Source organism: Pectobacterium carotovorum (assembly GCF_033898505.1).
GTDB lineage: Bacteria > Pseudomonadota > Gammaproteobacteria > Enterobacterales > Enterobacteriaceae > Pectobacterium > Pectobacterium carotovorum_J.
Genome location: NZ_JAXAFK010000001.1, coordinates 501,697 through 518,625, shown reverse-complemented (window position 1 = coordinate 518,625; position 16,929 = coordinate 501,697). Strand labels below are relative to the sequence as shown.

Sequence of the window (16,929 nt, the reverse complement as noted above, 5' to 3'; positions counted from 1 at the left end):
GGAGGAACTGTGCGACATCGTCTATTCACGTTGTTGCTGGGGCTGGCGGTGTTAATCACCGCTGGCTGCGGTTTTCATCTGCGCGGCACGACACAAGTGCCTGCGCAGTTACAAACGCTGGTGCTTGACAGCAGTGACCCTTATGGCCCGCTCACGCGTGCAGTACGCGAGCAGCTCCGTCTCAGCGATGTGAAAATCGTTGACGATGCGATGCGTCAGGATATCCCGTCTCTGCGGGTACTGGGCTCAAGCGAAACGCGCGATACCGTCTCGATTTTTCAGGATGGTAAAACAGCGGAGTACCAGATGGTGCTGACATTGCAAGCACAGGTGCTGATGCCGGGTGAAGACATTTATCCGCTCAGCGTGACGGTGTTCCGCACGTTCTTTGATAACCCGCTGGCTGCACTGGCGAAAGATGCCGAACAGGACATCGTTCGTCAGGAAATGCGTGAGCAGGCTGCCCAGCAGTTGGTGCGTAAATTGCTGACCATCAACGGCAGTCAGGAAGTCAAAAATCGGTTGCAGTCCACCGATTCCACTGCTGCCGCCAAGCGTTCATGATTCGGCTTTACCCCGAACAACTCACCGCGCAGCTCCATGAGGGGCTGCGCGGTTGTTATTTGGTCTTTGGTACAGACCCACTCTTGCTACAGGAAAGCCTCGACAGCATTAAACGGGTCGCTCAACAGCACGAATTCAGCGAGCATTTCAGCTTCATTCTGGATCCTCATACCGATTGGGATGCAATTTTCAGCACCTGTCAGGCGCTCAGCCTGTTTGCCTCGCGCCAATCGCTCTTACTGGTTCTGCCAGAAAACGGCCCAAATGCCGCGATAAGCGAAAACCTGGTCAAGCTTTCCGGGCTATTGCACCCCGATATTTTGCTGATTCTGCGCGGTCATAAGCTGACCAAAGCGCAGGAAAACAGCGCCTGGTTCAAAGCGCTCGCGCAAGACAGCGTCTATATCAACTGTCTCACGCCGGAACAGACACAGCTTCCCCGCTGGGTCGCCCAGCGTGCCAAAACCATGAAGTTGACGCTGGATGAACAGGCTACGCAGCTTATTTGCTATTGCTACGAAGGCAATCTCCTCGCGCTGTCTCAGGCGTTAGAGCGGCTGTCGCTGCTTTACCCCGATGGCAAACTGACCTTGCCGCGCGTGGAAAGCGCCGTGAATGATGCCGCCCACTTCACGCCGTTTCATTGGCTCGATGCGCTGCTGGCAGGCAAAGGCAAACGCGCCTGGCACATTTTGCAGCAGCTAAAACAGGAAGATTGCGAACCGGTCATTTTGCTGCGCACGCTACAGCGTGAGTTGTTACAGCTGTTAACGCTGAAGCGGCGTATGTCAGACACACCGCTGCGTACCTTATTCGATCAGCAAAAGGTGTGGCAAAATCGGCGTGACCTGCTCACTCAGGCACTACAGCGGCTTTCTCTTCAACAGCTACAGCAGGCTGTGCGATCACTGGCGCAGGTGGAAATAACGCTAAAGCAAGACTACGGTCAGCCCGTTTGGTCTGAACTTGAATCCCTTGCCATGCTGCTGTGCAGCAAAGCATTACCGGAGGCATTCATCTGAATAGCTCCCCCGCTACGCCATCGCTGACCGCATTTTTTGGCGGCACGTTCGACCCCATTCATTACGGTCATCTTCAGCCAGTGACAGCACTGGCAAATCTCGTGGGGCTAACTCAGGTTGTCCTGATGCCCAATAATGTTCCGCCGCATCGGCAACAGCCCGAAGCCACTTCCCGACAGCGCTTTCATATGGCTGAGCTGGCCGTTGAGGGCAATCCACTTTTCACCGTGGACGATCGTGAACTGCAACGGCAAACGCCCTCCTATACCATTGATACTCTGGAGGCGCTGCGGGCTGAAAAAGGCCGTAATGCGCCACTGGGCTTTATCATCGGGCAGGATTCGCTGCTGACGCTACACCATTGGCACCGCTGGCAGGATCTACTCGGCGTCTGTCATTTGCTGGTGTGCGCGCGCCCCGGCTATCGCTCGACGCTGGAAACGCCCGAATTACAACAGTGGCTGGACGAGCATCTGACCCACACGCCAGACGATCTTCATAGCCAACCGCAAGGGCGGATCTTTTTGGCAGACACGCCGCTGGTCACCATTTCCGCCACGGACATTCGCCAACGTCGGCAGCAAGGTCTGGACTGCCACGATTTATTGCCTCCCGCCGTGCTCAGTTACATCAACGAAAACGGTCTGTACCAATAACATCGCTTTTCCTGTCCATCAGCCACGGGCTTTATACCACTCGGTAAAAGTGCGTGATATACTCCGCGGCTGGTTTCAATCACCGGGAAAAGCGGAAATTCTCGGCAATTACTCGGTGATTCACGTTTTTCCTAAACAATTCAGCGCCACACGCGTCTGTCAGTTACAGACAGAACGCCATTGAGGGGGAACCTTTGCAAGGCCAAGCACTCCAAGATTTCGTTATTGATAAGGTCGATGACTTAAAAGCTCAGGATATCGTTGCACTCAATGTGCAGGGTAAATCCAGCATTACTGATTACATGGTTATCTGTACGGGAACCTCTACGCGCCACGTCGCTTCTATTGCCGATCACGTCGTGCAATCTTCACGCGCCGCAGGTCTGATCCCACTCGGCGTCGAAGGCGAAAGCGCCGCTGACTGGGTTGTTGTCGATTTGGGTGACGTGATGGTTCATGTCATGCAAGAAGAAAGTCGCCAGCTGTACGAATTGGAAAAACTGTGGGGCTAGCATGAAACTGCAACTGGTCGCCGTTGGCACCAAAATGCCCGACTGGGTGCAGACTGGTTTCACCGATTATCTGCGCCGTTTTCCCAAAGACATGCCTTTCGAACTACTCGAAATTCCGGCGGGGAAACGGGGCAAAAATGCGGACATCAAACGCATCCTGGAACGCGAAGGCGAACAGATGCTGGCGGCGGTGGGCAAAGGCAACCGCATTGTTACGCTGGATATTCCAGGGACTCGCTGGGAGACGCCGCAGCTGGCACAACAGCTGGAACGCTGGAAACAGGACGGGCGCGACGTCAGCCTGCTGATTGGCGGGCCTGAAGGCCTTGCGCCAGAATGCAAAGCCGCAGCCGAACAAAGCTGGTCGCTCTCGCCATTAACGCTGCCGCACCCGCTTGTTCGTGTACTGGTGGCGGAGAGCCTATATCGTGCATGGAGCATTACGACTAATCACCCTTACCATCGGGAGTAAGGCGATACGATGAAACCTGTGAAATAACGCTGGATGAAAGTAGAACGTAAACCCTTTCGAGATTATACGGCTGAGTCCGCCCTGTTTGTGCGCCGTGCTTTGGTAGCCTTTCTGGGCATTTTGCTGCTTTCCGGTGTATTAGTCGCTAACCTTTATCATCTGCAGATTGTACGTGTTGATGACTACCGCACACGTTCTAATGAGAACCGTATTAAGCTGGTTCCTATCGCGCCCAGCCGCGGCATCATCTATGACCGCAACGGCACCCCGCTGGCGTTAAACCGCACCATCTACCAGTTAGAGCTGGTGCCCGACAAAGTCGACAATCTTAAAGATACGTTGGAAGCACTGCGTCCCATCGTCGATCTGACCGATGACGATCTGGAAAGTTTTGAGAAAGAGCGTAAGCGCTCACGCCGCTTTACCTCGATTCCGGTGAAAACCGGGCTCACCGAGATTCAGGTTGCCCGTTTTGCCGTCAACCAATATCGCTTCCCCGGCGTTGAAATTAAAGGCTACCAGCGCCGCTATTACCCTTACGGTTCTGCGCTGACGCACGTCACGGGCTATGTCTCCAAAATCAACGATAAAGACGTAGAACGGCTGACCAAAGAAGAAAAAATAGCCGATTACGCCGCTACGCATGACATTGGTAAGCTGGGTATCGAACGTCATTACGAGGATTTGCTGCACGGTAAACCCGGATATGAGGAAGTGGAAGTTAACAACCGCGGCCGCGTGATCCGTCAACTCCACGAACAGCCACCGCAGGCAGGACGCGATATCTACCTGACGTTGGACCTGAGTCTGCAAATCTACATCGAAAAATTACTCGAGGGCAGCCGCGCCGCGGTCATTGTCACCGACCCACGCGATGGCGGTATTCTGGCGATGGTTTCCACGCCTAGCTACGACCCCAACCTCTTTGTCGACGGGATTTCCACCAAAAACTATACCAAACTACAAACCGATCCTAATCGTCCGTTGATCAATCGTGCAACGCAGGGGATATACCCACCCGCCTCCACCGTGAAGCCCTATATTGCGGTTTCCGCCCTGACTGCGGGCGTGATTACCACCAATACCAGTCTGTTCGATCCCGGCTGGTGGCAGTTACCCGGTTCAGAAAAGCGTTTTCGTGACTGGAAAAAATGGGGGCATGGCCGCCTGAATCTCACCAAATCGCTGGAAGAGTCTGCGGATACCTTCTTCTATCAGGTTGCTTATGACATGGGAATCGATCGGCTGTCCGAATGGATGAACAAATTCGGGTACGGTCAACGAACCGGTATTGATATCTCGGAAGAAAGCAGAGGTAACATGCCAACCCGTGAGTGGAAGCTCAGACAATTCAAAAAACCCTGGTATCAAGGCGACACCATTCCTGTCGGGATCGGCCAAGGCTACTGGACGGCGACGCCGATCCAGATGAATAAGGCGTTGGTCACACTGATCAACGACGGTCAGGTCAAAACACCACATTTACTTTATAGTTCGCGCGAAAATGGCGTTATTGTGCCTTACCGACAGGCCGAGAATCAGCAAATTGGCGACATTCACTCTGGCTACTGGGAAGTGGCAAAAGATGGCATGTATGGCGTGGCTAACCGTGCTAACGGCACCGCGCACAAAAGTTTCGAGGATGCCCCTTATAAAATTGCGGCAAAATCCGGTACGGCGCAGGTCTTCGGCCTGAAAGAAAACGAAACCTATAATGCGCACAAGATCGCAGAACATCTGCGTGACCATAAGTTAATGGTTGCCTTTGCCCCATATAAGAATCCTAAAGTCGCGGTATCGATCATTCTGGAAAACGGCGGCGCAGGCCCGACCGTTGGCACCATCACTCGCCAGATCCTTGATCATATTCTGCTGGGTGATAACAATACTGATTTACCCAGTGCGCCCCCTGCGCCACCGGGTAGCGAGAGTGAGTAACAGACAGTCATGACCGATAGCCAACAAAAGGGATCGTTCTGGGCGAAAATCCACATCGACCTCCCGTTTCTTCTCTGCATCCTGGCACTGTTGGGCTATAGCCTATTTGTCTTATGGAGCGCCAGCGGGCAAGACGTCGGTATGATGGAGCGAAAAGTCGTTCAAATCGTACTGGGGTTTACGGTGATGATCGTAATGGCGCAAATCCCCCCTCGCGTGTATGAGGGCTGGGCTCCCTATCTCTACGTCTTTTGCGTCATTTTGCTGCTCATCGTGGATATTTTCGGGCAGATTAGTAAAGGCGCGCAGCGCTGGCTGGATCTGGGCTTTATCCGTTTCCAGCCGTCGGAAATTGCCAAGATCGCCGTACCGCTCATGGTTGCGCGTTTTATCAACCGTGATATGTGTCCGCCGTCGCTAAAAAATACGGCAATCGCGCTGGTACTAATTTTTGTCCCTACGCTGCTGGTTGCCGCACAGCCGGATTTAGGCACCTCAATTCTGGTCGCGCTATCAGGGCTGTTTGTGCTTTTCCTCGCCGGCATGAGCTGGCGCTTGATTGGTATCGCCGTCCTGCTACTCGCCGCGTTTATTCCTATACTCTGGTTTTTCCTGATGCATGATTATCAGCGCGCCAGGGTTATGATGCTGCTCGACCCAGAAAGCGATCCGCTCGGCGCTGGATACCATATTATTCAGTCGAAAATTGCGATAGGCTCTGGTGGCCTGTCTGGCAAAGGTTGGCTGCACGGCACACAGTCTCAGTTAGAGTTTCTGCCGGAGCGCCACACCGACTTTATCTTTGCCGTGCTATCAGAAGAGCTCGGCTTAATCGGCGTTTTGATTCTGCTCGCAATGTATCTGTTCATGATCATGCGCGGTCTGGTCATTGCCGCTAATGCACAAACCTCGTTCGGCCGGGTGATGGTCGGCGGGCTGATGCTGATTCTGTTTTTCTATGTTTTCGTCAATATCGGGATGGTCAGCGGTATACTTCCCGTTGTTGGCGTGCCGCTACCGCTAATCAGCTACGGCGGATCGGCGCTGGTCGTCTTAATGGCGGGGTTCGGTATCGTCATGTCGATACATACTCACCGCAAACTGCTATCCAAGAATTTATAACACGAGGTGAGCAATGCGTAAGGATTGGCTTTGGATCGGCGTAGCAACTCTGGCGCTTGCTGCCTGTACCACAACGGAGCAGCGGCAGCCAGCACCGCCCGTGACTCAGGTTTATAGCGGCCCCGTCGAAGAGATCGGCGGCGCGGAACCGCGTTACGAACCCTACAATCAGGGGACGCTGCAAGACTACAGCATCAAAGGCAAGAGCTATAAAATTGTCAAAAATCCGCAAAACTTTAGCGAGACCGGCTTAGCGGCCTGGTATGGCGAAGAAGCCAGCGGTAATCGCACGTCAATCGGCGAAACGTTTGATCCGAACGCGATCACCGCCGCCCACCCAACTCTGCCGCTGCCGAGCTATGTCCGCGTCACCAACCTGAGCAACGGTCGCCGTCTGGTTGTGCGTGTAAACGATCGCGGGCCGTATACACCAGGCAGAATTATCGATCTGTCGAAAGCCGCAGGCGATCGGCTGAACATCTCGAACAATACCAAAGTAAAAGTAGATTTCATCAACGTCGCGCCAGATGGCACGCTCTCCGGTCCCGGAACCGTGGGCACCACCGTCGCGAAGCAAAGTTTCGCCCTGCCGGAACGCCCAAGCTTCGGTGCCAGCGGGCTGGGTACGCCAATGATGGAAACCACGTCGCCAACGCCCAACAGCGCCGTTCGCCCAATCAGTAATAGCAACCTGAGCGTGCCGGCAGAAAGCACACAGCCGCAAAGCAGTGCGCCATCGCACAGCGGTGGTTTTTTAGGAGCCCCTTCCGCGCTGCGCGCTGGCGTGGTTGAGTCCAGCGTGACACCGGCGGCAACACCGTCCTCATCCGCAGCGCCACTGAACGTCGCGCCAGCGGCGACGGCAGCCGTTGCCGCTCCCTCAGCGGCAGCCCCCTCAGCCACGGGTCGTTATGTGGTTCAGGTTGGTGCACTGAGCGATCAGCAGCGCGCACAAACCTGGCAGCGCAGCCTGAGCGAACGCTTCCGCGTTGCCGGTAAAGTCACGGCGAGCGGCGGACTGTACCGCATCCAACTGGGGCCATTCCAGAATCGGCAGCAAGCCGCTGAACTTCAACAACGTTTGTCAGTCGAAGCTCAGCAGCAGTCGTTTATTACCGCCGCACCCAGCACGCTCTAGTAACGGATAACCGGCAGATTTGCGCAGCGAAAACGGCGGCTATGGCATTGAACATACCGCCCTTTTGCAAAATCACGTAACGTAATGTCTGATGCCGGCCTATTGCCCATCTGCTATAGTGTGGCTCGTTTTTTAACTCATACCCACGGATGTTGTTGTTCCAATCATGAATACTGTAAACACGTCTCGTTTTACTAAACGTACTGCGCTTGGCGCACTGCTCGCCATTAGCGCCTCTTCCTTTGCCTATGCCGAAGATATCAATCTCAAAACGATGATCCCCGGCGTTCCGCAAATCGATGCTGAATCCTACATCCTGATTGATTACAACTCTGGGAAAGTGTTGGCGGAAATGAACGCTGACACGCGCCGCGATCCGGCCAGCTTAACGAAAATGATGACCAGCTACGTGATTGGTCAGGCAATTAAATCAGGAAAAATCACCCCGAACGACATCGTTACCGTCGGTAAAGATGCCTGGGCAACCGGCAACCCGACCTTCCAGGGCTCTTCCCTGATGTTCCTGAAGCCGGGCGACCGTGTTCCCGTCTCCCAATTAAACCGCGGTATTATCCTGCAATCCGGTAACGATGCCTGCGTCGCGATGGCCGACTACGTTGCCGGCAGTCAGGATGCCTTCGTTAACCTGATGAACGGTTACGTGAAGGCGCTGGGGCTGCAAAATACCAATTTTGAAACCGTGCACGGTCTTGATGCACCGGGCCAGTTCAGCTCGGCGCGTGATATGGCTCTGATTGGTCAGGCGCTGATCCGCGATGTGCCAGAAGAGTACGCGACCTACAAAGAGAAAGAGTTCACGTTCAACAATATCCGCCAGCCTAACCGTAACGGTTTGCTGTGGGATTCCAGCCTGAATGTTGACGGCATCAAAACGGGCCATACGTCATCAGCTGGCTTTAATCTGGTCGCCTCGGCAACAGAAGGTCAGATGCGCCTGATTTCAGCGGTACTGGGCGGACGTAATGCCAAAGGACGCGAATCAGAAAGTAAAAAACTGCTGACCTGGGGCTTCCGCTTCTTTGAAACCGTTGCGCCGTTGAAAGCAGGCAAAGAATTTGCATCCGAACCGGTCTGGTTTGGCGACAGCGATCGCGTTGCACTGGGCGTTGAGAAAGATGCCTACCTGACTATTCCACGTGGCCGTATGAAAGATCTGAAAGCCAGCTACGTTCTGGACAACACCGAGCTGCACGCGCCGTTAGCGAAAAATCAGGTTGTGGGTTCCATCAACTTCCAACTGGATGGCAAAACCATCGACCAGCGCCCGCTGGTGGTCATGAACGAAGTGAAAGAAGGCGGGATCTTTGGCCGCATGATCGACTACATCAAACTGATGTTCCATCACTGGTTCGGCTAAGCCCCCCTTGTGTGGGGCCAAAACGCCCCCATATAGATAGCATCCATAACTCCCGCAGAACGCGGGAGTTATGCTTTTTTAGTATAATGTACTTATGTCAGTGCTAATACCGTCGGGATGATGCCGACGTATTACCCTCTCTGGAGCGCAAATGAAAACCAAATTAAACGAACTGCTTGAATTCCCCTGTGTTTTTACCTACAAGGTCATGGGTGAGGCAAAACCAGAGCTGGTCGATCTGGTCGTTGAAGTGGTACAACGTCATGCGCCAGGCGACTACACGCCGCAGATCAAACCCAGCAGCAAAGGGAATTACCACTCCGTTTCCATCACCATCACTGCGACACACATTGAGCAGGTGGAAACGCTGTACGAAGAACTGGGCAACATCGACATCGTGCGCATGGTTCTGTAAGGCATACAGTTCTATAAGGCATATAGTTCTGTAAGGCATAGGGTTCTGTAAGAATCGTGCAGTAAGAAGAACGAGCGGGAAAATTAGCGAGCGCGGCATAGTTTTGTGATGCCATAATTGTCGTGCATAGTTTTGTGCCACCGACGTTTTGCACTACATAATTTGCATAGTGCTGTTCGCTGAGGCCTCCCGCCGTTATAATCCTCCCACCTTTCCTTAACCTGAAGATGACACACTTGCTACAGGATAAGATCATCGTACGCCAGTTTGACGTACAGCCGTATGAACCCGTCTCTCTGGCGATGCATAATTTCACCGACCGACGCGATGAGAATACTCCAGACGAACTCTGGCTGGTCCAGCATCCTCGCGTATTTACACAGGGTCAGGCGGGCAAAGCTGAGCATGTCCTCATGCCCGGTGATATTCCCGTGATTCAAAGCGACAGAGGCGGTCAGGTGACCTATCACGGCCCCGGTCAACAGGTCATGTACGTGTTGATTGACCTGAAGCGTCGCAAGCTCGGCGTTCGTCAGCTCGTCACGGCTATCGAAAATACCGTGATTGGTGCTCTGGCACACTTCCAGATCGAAGCCCATGCGCGCGCTGATGCGCCCGGCGTCTATGTGGGCGAGCGTAAAATCTGTTCGCTAGGACTGCGTATTCGCAAAGGCTGCTCTTTTCACGGGCTGGCACTCAATATCGCCATGGATCTCTCCCCTTTCCTGCGCATCAACCCGTGTGGTTATGCCGGTATGGAGATGACGCAAATCAGCGATCTGGTGCCGGGCGTCACGTTGGATGACACATCCCCCGTGCTAGTGAACACCTTTTTACAGCAAGTTGGCTATTCCGCACCCGAGTTTATTCCGTGGAATCTGGACATACAGGGTGAGCCGCTTCCTGGTTAACAAGTTTCATCCTGTCGATGAAAATCAACCGGTTAGACTATCGCGTCTTGATAAATTACATTTTATTCACATAATTTATTCATTTTGATGGCGCAAAGGCTGATTGTGGTTAGGCAAGATGATATAATTTTTAGAGTTTTTTAAAAAAAAGTTTAACCAAAAACATAATCCTTTGAATTTGGATAACAAATTTAAAGAAACGATTCAGAACTGGAACTTACGCAAACATGAGTAAACCGATTCAGATCGAACGCGGTGTTAAATACCGCGATGCCGATAAAATGGCGCTAATCCCGGTACGTACCGTCGTTACCGAACGCCAAGAGATTCTGCGCAAACCTGAATGGATGAAGATTAAACTTCCGGCAGATTCAAGCCGTATTCAGGGAATCAAAGCAGCCATGCGCAAAAACGGGTTGCACTCAGTTTGCGAAGAAGCCTCCTGTCCGAATCTGGCAGAGTGTTTTAACCACGGCACCGCGACTTTCATGATTCTGGGCGCTATCTGTACGCGTCGCTGCCCGTTCTGTGACGTTGCCCACGGCCGCCCGCTTACGCCGGATGCGAATGAGCCTGAGAAACTGGCACAGACTATCCATGACATGGGTTTACGCTATGTGGTGATCACCTCGGTTGACCGTGATGACCTGCGCGACGGTGGAGCACAGCACTTTGCAGACTGCATTAGCGCCATTCGCCGTAAAAACCCGAATATCCGCATCGAAACGCTGGTGCCAGACTTCCGCGGCCGTATGGATCGCGCGTTAGAGATCCTGACCGCCACGCCGCCGGATGTGTTCAACCACAATCTAGAAAACGTACCGCGCGTTTATCGTCAGGTTCGTCCTGGCGCGAATTATGAGTGGTCACTGAAGCTGCTGGAAAACTTCAAAAAAGCGCATCCAGATATTCCGACCAAATCTGGCCTGATGGTTGGATTGGGGGAAACCAATGCTGAGATCGTGGAAGTCATGCGTGACCTGCGCCGCCACGGTGTGACGATGCTGACGCTGGGACAATATTTACAGCCTAGCCGCCATCACCTGCCGGTACAGCGTTACGTCAGCCCAGATGAATTTGATGAGATGAAAGCCGAAGCGATGGCGATGGGCTTTACCCACGCGGCATGCGGCCCATTTGTTCGCTCGTCCTACCATGCTGACCTTCAGGCGAAGGGCATCGAAGTAAAATAAGCGCTCATAGTTTTTTACATATTTTTTGTGTGGGATAAAAAACGGACGGCTATTGCCGTCCGTTTTGCTATGTGAGGCGTACTCAGGATTCTTTGCGCGAGGAATCATTCAGCGCTGCGGTATCATCCGTCTTTGCCGGCTGATCGTCATTCATCGCCTTCTTGAAACCTTTAATCGCCGCGCCCAGATCACCGCCTAAGCTACGAAGTTTATTCGTACCGAACAGTAGAATGATTAATGCGCCAATCACCAACAGCTTGGCAATACTGATACCTTCCATACAGACCTACCTGATTTACAGATGCTGGAGACGCCAGCAAACGAGACTATTATTTTCTCTACAAAGCACTCTGTAGAGAAAATCCTCAGTGCTTTATACTCTAAATAATTCGAGTTGCAGGACAAAACGTTAACGTTTTGAACAGCGCTTGCGCTGACCCCAAAGGGGTGAGGCCACAAGGCCGAATCACGCGGCAAAAGAAGGACAAATTCGTCGGGAACGAATTTGACCAGCCAACGGCTGACCTCCGGTGAGAGACAGGATGTCTCTCATTTCATCCCGATGAGCTTACTCAAGTAAGTGATTCGGGTGAGTGAATGCAGCCAACGCACATGCAGCTTGAAGTATGACGAGTATATGTAAGACCTTATGCAGCACGACACAATTCGCATCTGTAACAAAGTAAGACTCGGCAAAAGCACTTTCGCACGCATTCAGATTGCTTTACAACTTTCCACCTCAGCATCACTACAAAAATCCCTTCTGAAGGCGTAAACTTCCCCACTACGCGGAGATGACATTCCTCCCTACCCTGGCGCAGCCAAAACGCTGACCGCCGCAAAACAGGGTACAACCGCCACCCGGCTAATGATGTCTACGTCCACCTCGCAGAGAGGGCGTAGCGTCCTGCCCAATACTCTTCGAGATCGCAAAAACAATCGATGTAAAAAGTAAGCCAAGCAAAAACAGGCCAGGAAAGGTTTCTATGTTTAGTACATTACTCGCGGTATTTATTGGTGGCGGAGTTGGTAGCGTGGCGCGCTGGCAGCTCGGCGTGAAGTTTAATAATCTGCATCCAACGCTGCCGTTGGGCACCCTGCTTGCCAACCTAATCGGTGCCTTTGTTATTGGCGGCGCACTCGCTTTCTTCCTGCGCCATCCTCATCTCGATCAGGACTGGAAAATATTGATTACCACCGGACTATGCGGCGGCTTAACGACGTTTTCTACCTTTTCCGCAGAGGTTGTCATGTTTCTGCAAAGCGGACAGCTGGCAGCGGCGGGGTTACATGTGTTGTTGAATCTGGCGGGATCGTTACTGATGACCGCGCTGGCGTTTGCTCTGGTCACGTGGGTGACAACGCACTGATATTTTTGATAATTGATGGCACGTGAAAATTGATAGCACGTGAAAAATGAAGCAAAAAAAACCCGCCGTAGGCGGGTTTTTCACGAAATCGGTATAATTAAATAGCGTTAACGTTAGCAGCAGAAGGACCTTTGGCACCATCAGTGATTTCGAACTCTACACGCTGACCTTCAGCCAGAGTTTTGAAACCATTGCTCTGGATGGCAGAGAAGTGTACGAACACGTCTTTGCTACCATCTTCAGGAGTAATGAAACCGAAGCCTTTGGACTCATTAAACCACTTAACACTACCTTTAATCTTAGACATCAAACTTACCTTTACATGAATGAAAGACACAAAATCTGTGTCAGGTACAGTACAACAATAGATTGGCCTTTTGTCCAGTTGAAGTTGGATAAAAAGTGATAAAAATCGCTAAAAATGTATACCGGACGACCTCGCTGCCCTATTTTAACCCGATGCAGAACGCAGAGCGCTCGGTTCTGGCCGATTCATCACTTTTTATGATATCGAAGGAAGGTAGTATGGTAAGCAAAACGCTGGGTCTGATCGGGGGAATGAGTTGGGAATCCACCATCCCGTATTACCGCATTATCAACGAGTATGTGAAAGGTCAACTTGGCGGCCTGCACTCCGCCAAAATTATCCTGCACAGCGTCGATTTCCACGAGATCGAACGATTGCAGGCACAGGGTGATTGGGAGCAGTCAGCCGCCGTACTCGGCAATATCGCGGTGGGATTACGTCAGGCGGGAGCCGATGCTATCGTCATCTGCACCAACACCATGCATAAAGTGGCCGATGACGTTGAACGTGCCTGCCAGCTTCCTCTTTTACATATTGCCGATGCCACCGGTGCCAGCCTGAAACAGCATGGGTTGAAGAAAGTCGGCCTGCTCGGAACCCGCTACACGATGGAGCAGGATTTCTATCGCCAGCGCATTCAGGAACGATTTGGCGTGGAGGTGATAGTTCCCGATAGTGAGGGGAAGGAAATCGTTAATCGCATCATTTACGATGAACTGTGTCTGGGGAACATTAACGACACCTCGCGGCAGGCCTATCGAGGCATTATCCAGCAGCTTGAACAGCAAGGCGCGGAAGGCATCATTCTGGGCTGTACGGAAATCCCGCTATTAATCAGTGCTCAGGATGCAACAGTTCCTCTTTTTGACACCAGCAAGCTTCACGCAATTGCCGCTGCGAAATTTGCACTTAACCAATCATCCACATGAATTAATTGGATAAAATCGATTTCGTTCGCAATCTTAATAATACCCTCTTTTATTCACTCAAGTTTCCCCTTTTTTTCCTCTAAATAATTCGAGTTGCAGGCAGGCGGCGACACAGTGAATCCCCAGGAGCTTACATCAGTAAGTGACTGGGGTGAGCGAGGAAAGCCAACGTACGTGCAACTTGAAGTATGACGAGGATAGAAAAAAAGCAGTATTGAGAGACTCAATACTGCTTATTCGTATGATTTTATTCCTGGTATGCAATGACTAACAGTACTTCTCGTTATTATTTACGTAACATTGCTTCAATAAAATCTTTCCAAGTACTCACTTCTACTTCTACCATGCGAACCTCTTGGTGATTAACGGCGACGCATTATACGCACACTTTTTAATCAGGTAAAAGTATTATGAAAGTATAAAAAGTGTACTACCACTTATTTCTGCTACACAGTTCACAGTAGATCTCCCCGCCTTTTTTCGGCATGCTGGGCTATCGCACGATTAGGCCCTGTTGGGCCGTGCTGTCGAGTACAGCGATCGTCATGCAACCCAATAAGCAGAAAGGATTTTACCCCTATGGCGCTGACCATGTACGGCATCAAAAACTGTGACACCATAAAGAAAGCGCGCCGCTGGCTGGACGATCAACAGGTAGCGTATCGCTTCCATGATTACCGTGCCGACGGTCTGGATGAACAGCAGCTACAGCGTTTTATCGACCAACTGGGGTTTCAGGCCTTACTCAACACACGCGGAACGACCTGGCGTAAGCTCAGTGAGGAGCGGCGTGAATTAATCAACAGCGATACTCGCGACAGCGCAGAGGCCGCAAAAAACCTGATGCTAGAACAGCCAGCGGTGATTAAACGACCGTTGCTGATTGCCGATGACGGTAACGCACTGCTGGGGTTTAGTATCGACAGCTACCAGAAATTTATTGCGGAGAAACAATAACGTGTCTTGCCCAGTCATAGAGCTCGCTCAACAGTTAATTAAACGCCCTTCCCTTAGCCCGAACGACGAGGGCTGCCAGACACTCATGATTGAACGCCTGACGGCGATTGGCTTTACCGTCGAAGCAATGGATTTTGGCGATACCCAAAATTTCTGGGCATGGCGCGGCACAGGAAAAACGCTGGCCTTCGCCGGACACACCGATGTGGTTCCCAGCGGGGATGAAAACCAGTGGCAGCATCCACCGTTTGAACCCATCATTCGCGACGGTATGCTGTACGGACGCGGCGCAGCAGACATGAAAGGTTCACTGGCCGCGATGGTGATTGCCGCCGAGCGCTTTGTTGCCGCCCACCCTAACCACCAAGGGCGTCTCGCGTTCCTGATTACGTCGGACGAAGAAGCCAGCGCCGTTAACGGCACAGTAAAAGTGGTTGAGGCGTTGATGGCACGTAACGAGCGGTTGGACTACTGTCTGGTCGGCGAGCCGTCCAGTACGCACGTCGTGGGCGATGTGGTAAAAAATGGCCGCCGTGGCTCTATCACGGCTAACCTGCGCGTACACGGCGTACAGGGGCACGTTGCCTACCCTCATCTGGCGGACAACCCCGTTCATCGTGCAGCACCGGCGCTTAATGAGCTGATCGCCACCGAGTGGGATCGGGGCAACGATTTCTTCCCGCCAACCACCATGCAGATTGCCAATATTCAGGCAGGCACCGGCAGCAACAACGTCATCCCCGGCGAACTGTTTGTGCAGTTTAATTTCCGTTTCAGCACCGAATTAACGGATACGCTAATTCAACAGCGCGTAGCGGAATTGCTGGATCGCCACCAGCTCAATTACACCATCGACTGGAAGCTCTCCGGCCAGCCATTCCTGACTGCACGCGGCGAACTGGTCGATGCCGTAGTGAATGCTGTGAAGCATTACAATGAGGTTACTCCAGAGCTGCTGACCAATGGCGGCACCTCCGATGGCCGCTTCATCGCTCGTATGGGTGCACAGGTGGTTGAACTGGGTCCCGTCAATGCCACGATCCATAAAGTGGACGAATGCGTCAGCGCCGCAGACCTGCAGCTGCTGAGCCGCATGTACCAGCGCATTATGGAGCAGCTCATCGCATGATGACGTCAGCTATGTTAACCGGTAAAAGCGACCAGCATCTGGTCGCTTTAGACGGTCGCCATCGCCTTCAGCCGGAGGCGATAACGGCGTTTCTGTCGCTGCAGCTGGCGGCAAAAACCGCAGGATTTAACCTACAGCCTGCCAGCACGTTTCGTGATTTCGAACGCCAGCGTCAGATCTGGAATGGTAAATTTCGCGGCGAGCGTCCCGTCATGGACGCAAACAGCCAGCCGCTGGATGTCTCATCGCTGGACGACGGCGAGCGCTGTGAAGCGATTTTACGCTGGTCTGCCATGCCCGGATCCAGCCGCCACCACTGGGGCAGCGATCTTGATATTTACGATCCCGATTTATTACCCGCAGGCAGCTCGCTCCAGTTAGAGCCGTGGGAATATGAAGAAGGCGGTTATTTTGCCGCATTGAACGCGTGGATGAGCGCGCACATGCATGAATACGGTTTTTATCGGCCTTATGCGCACGATCTCGGCGGTGTCGCAGTCGAACCCTGGCATATCAGCTATTATCCATTAGCACAGTATGCGGAAGAACAGCTTACACCCGACCTCATTCTTGCCGCCTGGCAAGATGAAGATATTGCAGGCTACCACTGGCTTTGCCAGAACTTGCCGCAGCTGTTTACCCGTTATATTCATAATGTTGATGAGGCGTAACCATGGCATGGCTGGCTGATTACTGGTGGATAATCCTGATTATCCTGATAGGCATGCTGATTAACGGCATCAAAGAATTGCGCAACGTTGACCACACGCGTTTTCTGCTCAACAAACCTAAACTGCCCCCGCATCGTGACAACAACGATAAATGGGACGATGAAGACGACGACTGGCCGAAGAAAAAACCCTGATACCGGTCACTGCCAAACCGTCTGCACGCGAGTTAATCCTCGCGCTGCGGG

21 protein-coding genes and 1 riboswitch are annotated in these 16,929 nt (G+C 52.5%); of the genes, 18 read left to right on the top strand and 3 right to left on the bottom strand.

All coding sequences use genetic code 11. The features are described from left to right. The first annotated feature begins 9 nt into the window (after positions 1-9). The 12 genes from lptE to lipA all read left to right on the top strand — a co-directional run bounded on the left by lptE (position 10) and on the right by lipA (position 11,321). On the top strand, positions 10-564 hold the full coding sequence (lptE, locus tag R9X49_RS02180) for an LPS assembly lipoprotein LptE (protein WP_319847039.1): 555 nt from the start codon (positions 10-12) through the stop codon (positions 562-564). Beyond that, positions 561-1,586 (top strand): DNA polymerase III subunit delta, encoded by a 1,026-nt coding sequence (gene holA, locus R9X49_RS02175; RefSeq protein WP_319847038.1) that lies wholly within the window; start codon positions 561-563, stop codon positions 1,584-1,586. The genes lptE and holA overlap by 4 nt, the downstream gene beginning before the upstream one ends. Further along, a complete protein-coding gene (gene nadD / locus R9X49_RS02170) occupies positions 1,553-2,242 on the top strand; it encodes a nicotinate-nucleotide adenylyltransferase (protein ID WP_319847037.1) in 690 nt (229 codons plus the stop codon). Before holA ends, nadD begins: the two co-directional genes overlap by 34 nt. Positions 2,243-2,436: 194 nt before the next feature. Further along, positions 2,437-2,754, top strand: a complete 318-nt coding sequence (gene rsfS / locus R9X49_RS02165) for a ribosome silencing factor (protein WP_010284049.1) — start codon at positions 2,437-2,439, stop codon at positions 2,752-2,754. 1 nt (position 2,755) lies between these two features. Beyond that, the gene (gene rlmH, locus R9X49_RS02160) at positions 2,756-3,226 is read left to right on the top strand and encodes a 23S rRNA (pseudouridine(1915)-N(3))-methyltransferase RlmH (RefSeq protein ID WP_015730925.1); all 471 of its coding nucleotides are present in this window, start codon (positions 2,756-2,758) and stop codon (positions 3,224-3,226) included. A gap of 33 nt (positions 3,227-3,259) precedes the next feature. Beyond that, positions 3,260-5,164, top strand: coding sequence for a peptidoglycan DD-transpeptidase MrdA (mrdA, locus tag R9X49_RS02155; protein WP_319847036.1), 1,905 nt, complete (start codon positions 3,260-3,262; stop codon positions 5,162-5,164). A gap of 9 nt (positions 5,165-5,173) precedes the next feature. Continuing rightward, positions 5,174-6,286, top strand: coding sequence for a peptidoglycan glycosyltransferase MrdB (mrdB, locus tag R9X49_RS02150; RefSeq protein WP_015839464.1), 1,113 nt, complete (start codon positions 5,174-5,176; stop codon positions 6,284-6,286). Between the two features lie 13 nt (positions 6,287-6,299). Next, positions 6,300-7,424 carry an endolytic peptidoglycan transglycosylase RlpA gene (gene rlpA, locus R9X49_RS02145; RefSeq protein ID WP_319847035.1) on the top strand — a complete coding sequence of 375 codons (1,125 nt, stop codon included), beginning with the start codon at positions 6,300-6,302 and terminating at the stop codon, positions 7,422-7,424. A gap of 166 nt (positions 7,425-7,590) precedes the next feature. Then, positions 7,591-8,802, top strand: a complete 1,212-nt coding sequence (gene dacA / locus R9X49_RS02140; protein WP_319847034.1) for a D-alanyl-D-alanine carboxypeptidase DacA — start codon at positions 7,591-7,593, stop codon at positions 8,800-8,802. Between the two features lie 151 nt (positions 8,803-8,953). After that, on the top strand, positions 8,954-9,217 hold the full coding sequence (ybeD, locus tag R9X49_RS02135; protein ID WP_005976281.1) for a DUF493 family protein YbeD: 264 nt from the start codon (positions 8,954-8,956) through the stop codon (positions 9,215-9,217). A 227-nt stretch (positions 9,218-9,444) separates the two neighbouring features. After that, on the top strand, positions 9,445-10,128 hold the full coding sequence (lipB, locus tag R9X49_RS02130) for a lipoyl(octanoyl) transferase LipB (protein WP_319847033.1): 684 nt from the start codon (positions 9,445-9,447) through the stop codon (positions 10,126-10,128). Positions 10,129-10,355: 227 nt separating this feature from the next. Next, positions 10,356-11,321 (top strand): lipoyl synthase, encoded by a 966-nt coding sequence (gene lipA, locus R9X49_RS02125; protein WP_319847032.1) that lies wholly within the window; start codon positions 10,356-10,358, stop codon positions 11,319-11,321. Between the two features lie 82 nt (positions 11,322-11,403). Here lipA and tatA read toward each other — a convergent pair whose 3' ends face one another. Beyond that, complete coding sequence (gene tatA / locus R9X49_RS02120; RefSeq protein ID WP_015839460.1) at positions 11,404-11,601, bottom strand: Sec-independent protein translocase subunit TatA; 198 nt, start codon at positions 11,599-11,601, stop codon at positions 11,404-11,406. 501 nt (positions 11,602-12,102) lie between these two features. Further along, positions 12,103-12,206, top strand: a riboswitch (Fluoride riboswitch). Positions 12,207-12,307: 101 nt separating this feature from the next. Between tatA and crcB the strand changes: the two genes are divergently transcribed. Beyond that, entirely contained in the window at positions 12,308-12,691 is a 384-nt protein-coding gene (gene crcB, locus R9X49_RS02115) for a fluoride efflux transporter CrcB (RefSeq protein WP_319847031.1), read from the top strand. Between the two features lie 97 nt (positions 12,692-12,788). Here crcB and cspE read toward each other — a convergent pair whose 3' ends face one another. Then, a complete protein-coding gene (cspE, locus tag R9X49_RS02110; protein ID WP_005976270.1) occupies positions 12,789-12,998 on the bottom strand; it encodes a transcription antiterminator/RNA stability regulator CspE in 210 nt (69 codons plus the stop codon). Positions 12,999-13,216: 218 nt separating this feature from the next. Between cspE and R9X49_RS02105 the strand changes: the two genes are divergently transcribed. Then, positions 13,217-13,927 carry an aspartate/glutamate racemase family protein gene (locus R9X49_RS02105; protein ID WP_319847030.1) on the top strand — a complete coding sequence of 237 codons (711 nt, stop codon included), beginning with the start codon at positions 13,217-13,219 and terminating at the stop codon, positions 13,925-13,927. A gap of 286 nt (positions 13,928-14,213) precedes the next feature. On the opposite strand, the gene ypfM is transcribed toward R9X49_RS02105, so the two are convergent. Beyond that, the gene (gene ypfM / locus R9X49_RS23115) at positions 14,214-14,273 is read right to left on the bottom strand and encodes a protein YpfM (RefSeq protein ID WP_137739554.1); all 60 of its coding nucleotides are present in this window, start codon (positions 14,271-14,273) and stop codon (positions 14,214-14,216) included. A 233-nt stretch (positions 14,274-14,506) separates the two neighbouring features. Here ypfM and R9X49_RS02100 point away from each other — a divergent pair, with 233 nt between their 5' ends. Genes R9X49_RS02100 through R9X49_RS02085 form a run of 4 tightly spaced genes read left to right on the top strand, consistent with a single transcriptional unit; the run spans position 14,507 to position 16,878 of the window. Beyond that, on the top strand, positions 14,507-14,884 hold the full coding sequence (locus tag R9X49_RS02100) for an ArsC family reductase (protein ID WP_319847029.1): 378 nt from the start codon (positions 14,507-14,509) through the stop codon (positions 14,882-14,884). A 1-nt stretch (position 14,885) separates the two neighbouring features. Beyond that, positions 14,886-16,013 (top strand): succinyl-diaminopimelate desuccinylase, encoded by a 1,128-nt coding sequence (gene dapE / locus R9X49_RS02095; protein WP_319847028.1) that lies wholly within the window; start codon positions 14,886-14,888, stop codon positions 16,011-16,013. Continuing rightward, on the top strand, positions 16,010-16,684 hold the full coding sequence (locus R9X49_RS02090; RefSeq protein WP_319847027.1) for a M15 family metallopeptidase: 675 nt from the start codon (positions 16,010-16,012) through the stop codon (positions 16,682-16,684). Before dapE ends, R9X49_RS02090 begins: the two co-directional genes overlap by 4 nt. A gap of 2 nt (positions 16,685-16,686) precedes the next feature. After that, positions 16,687-16,878, top strand: coding sequence for a YpfN family protein (locus R9X49_RS02085; RefSeq protein WP_015839454.1), 192 nt, complete (start codon positions 16,687-16,689; stop codon positions 16,876-16,878). The last annotated feature ends 51 nt before the right edge of the window (positions 16,879-16,929 follow it).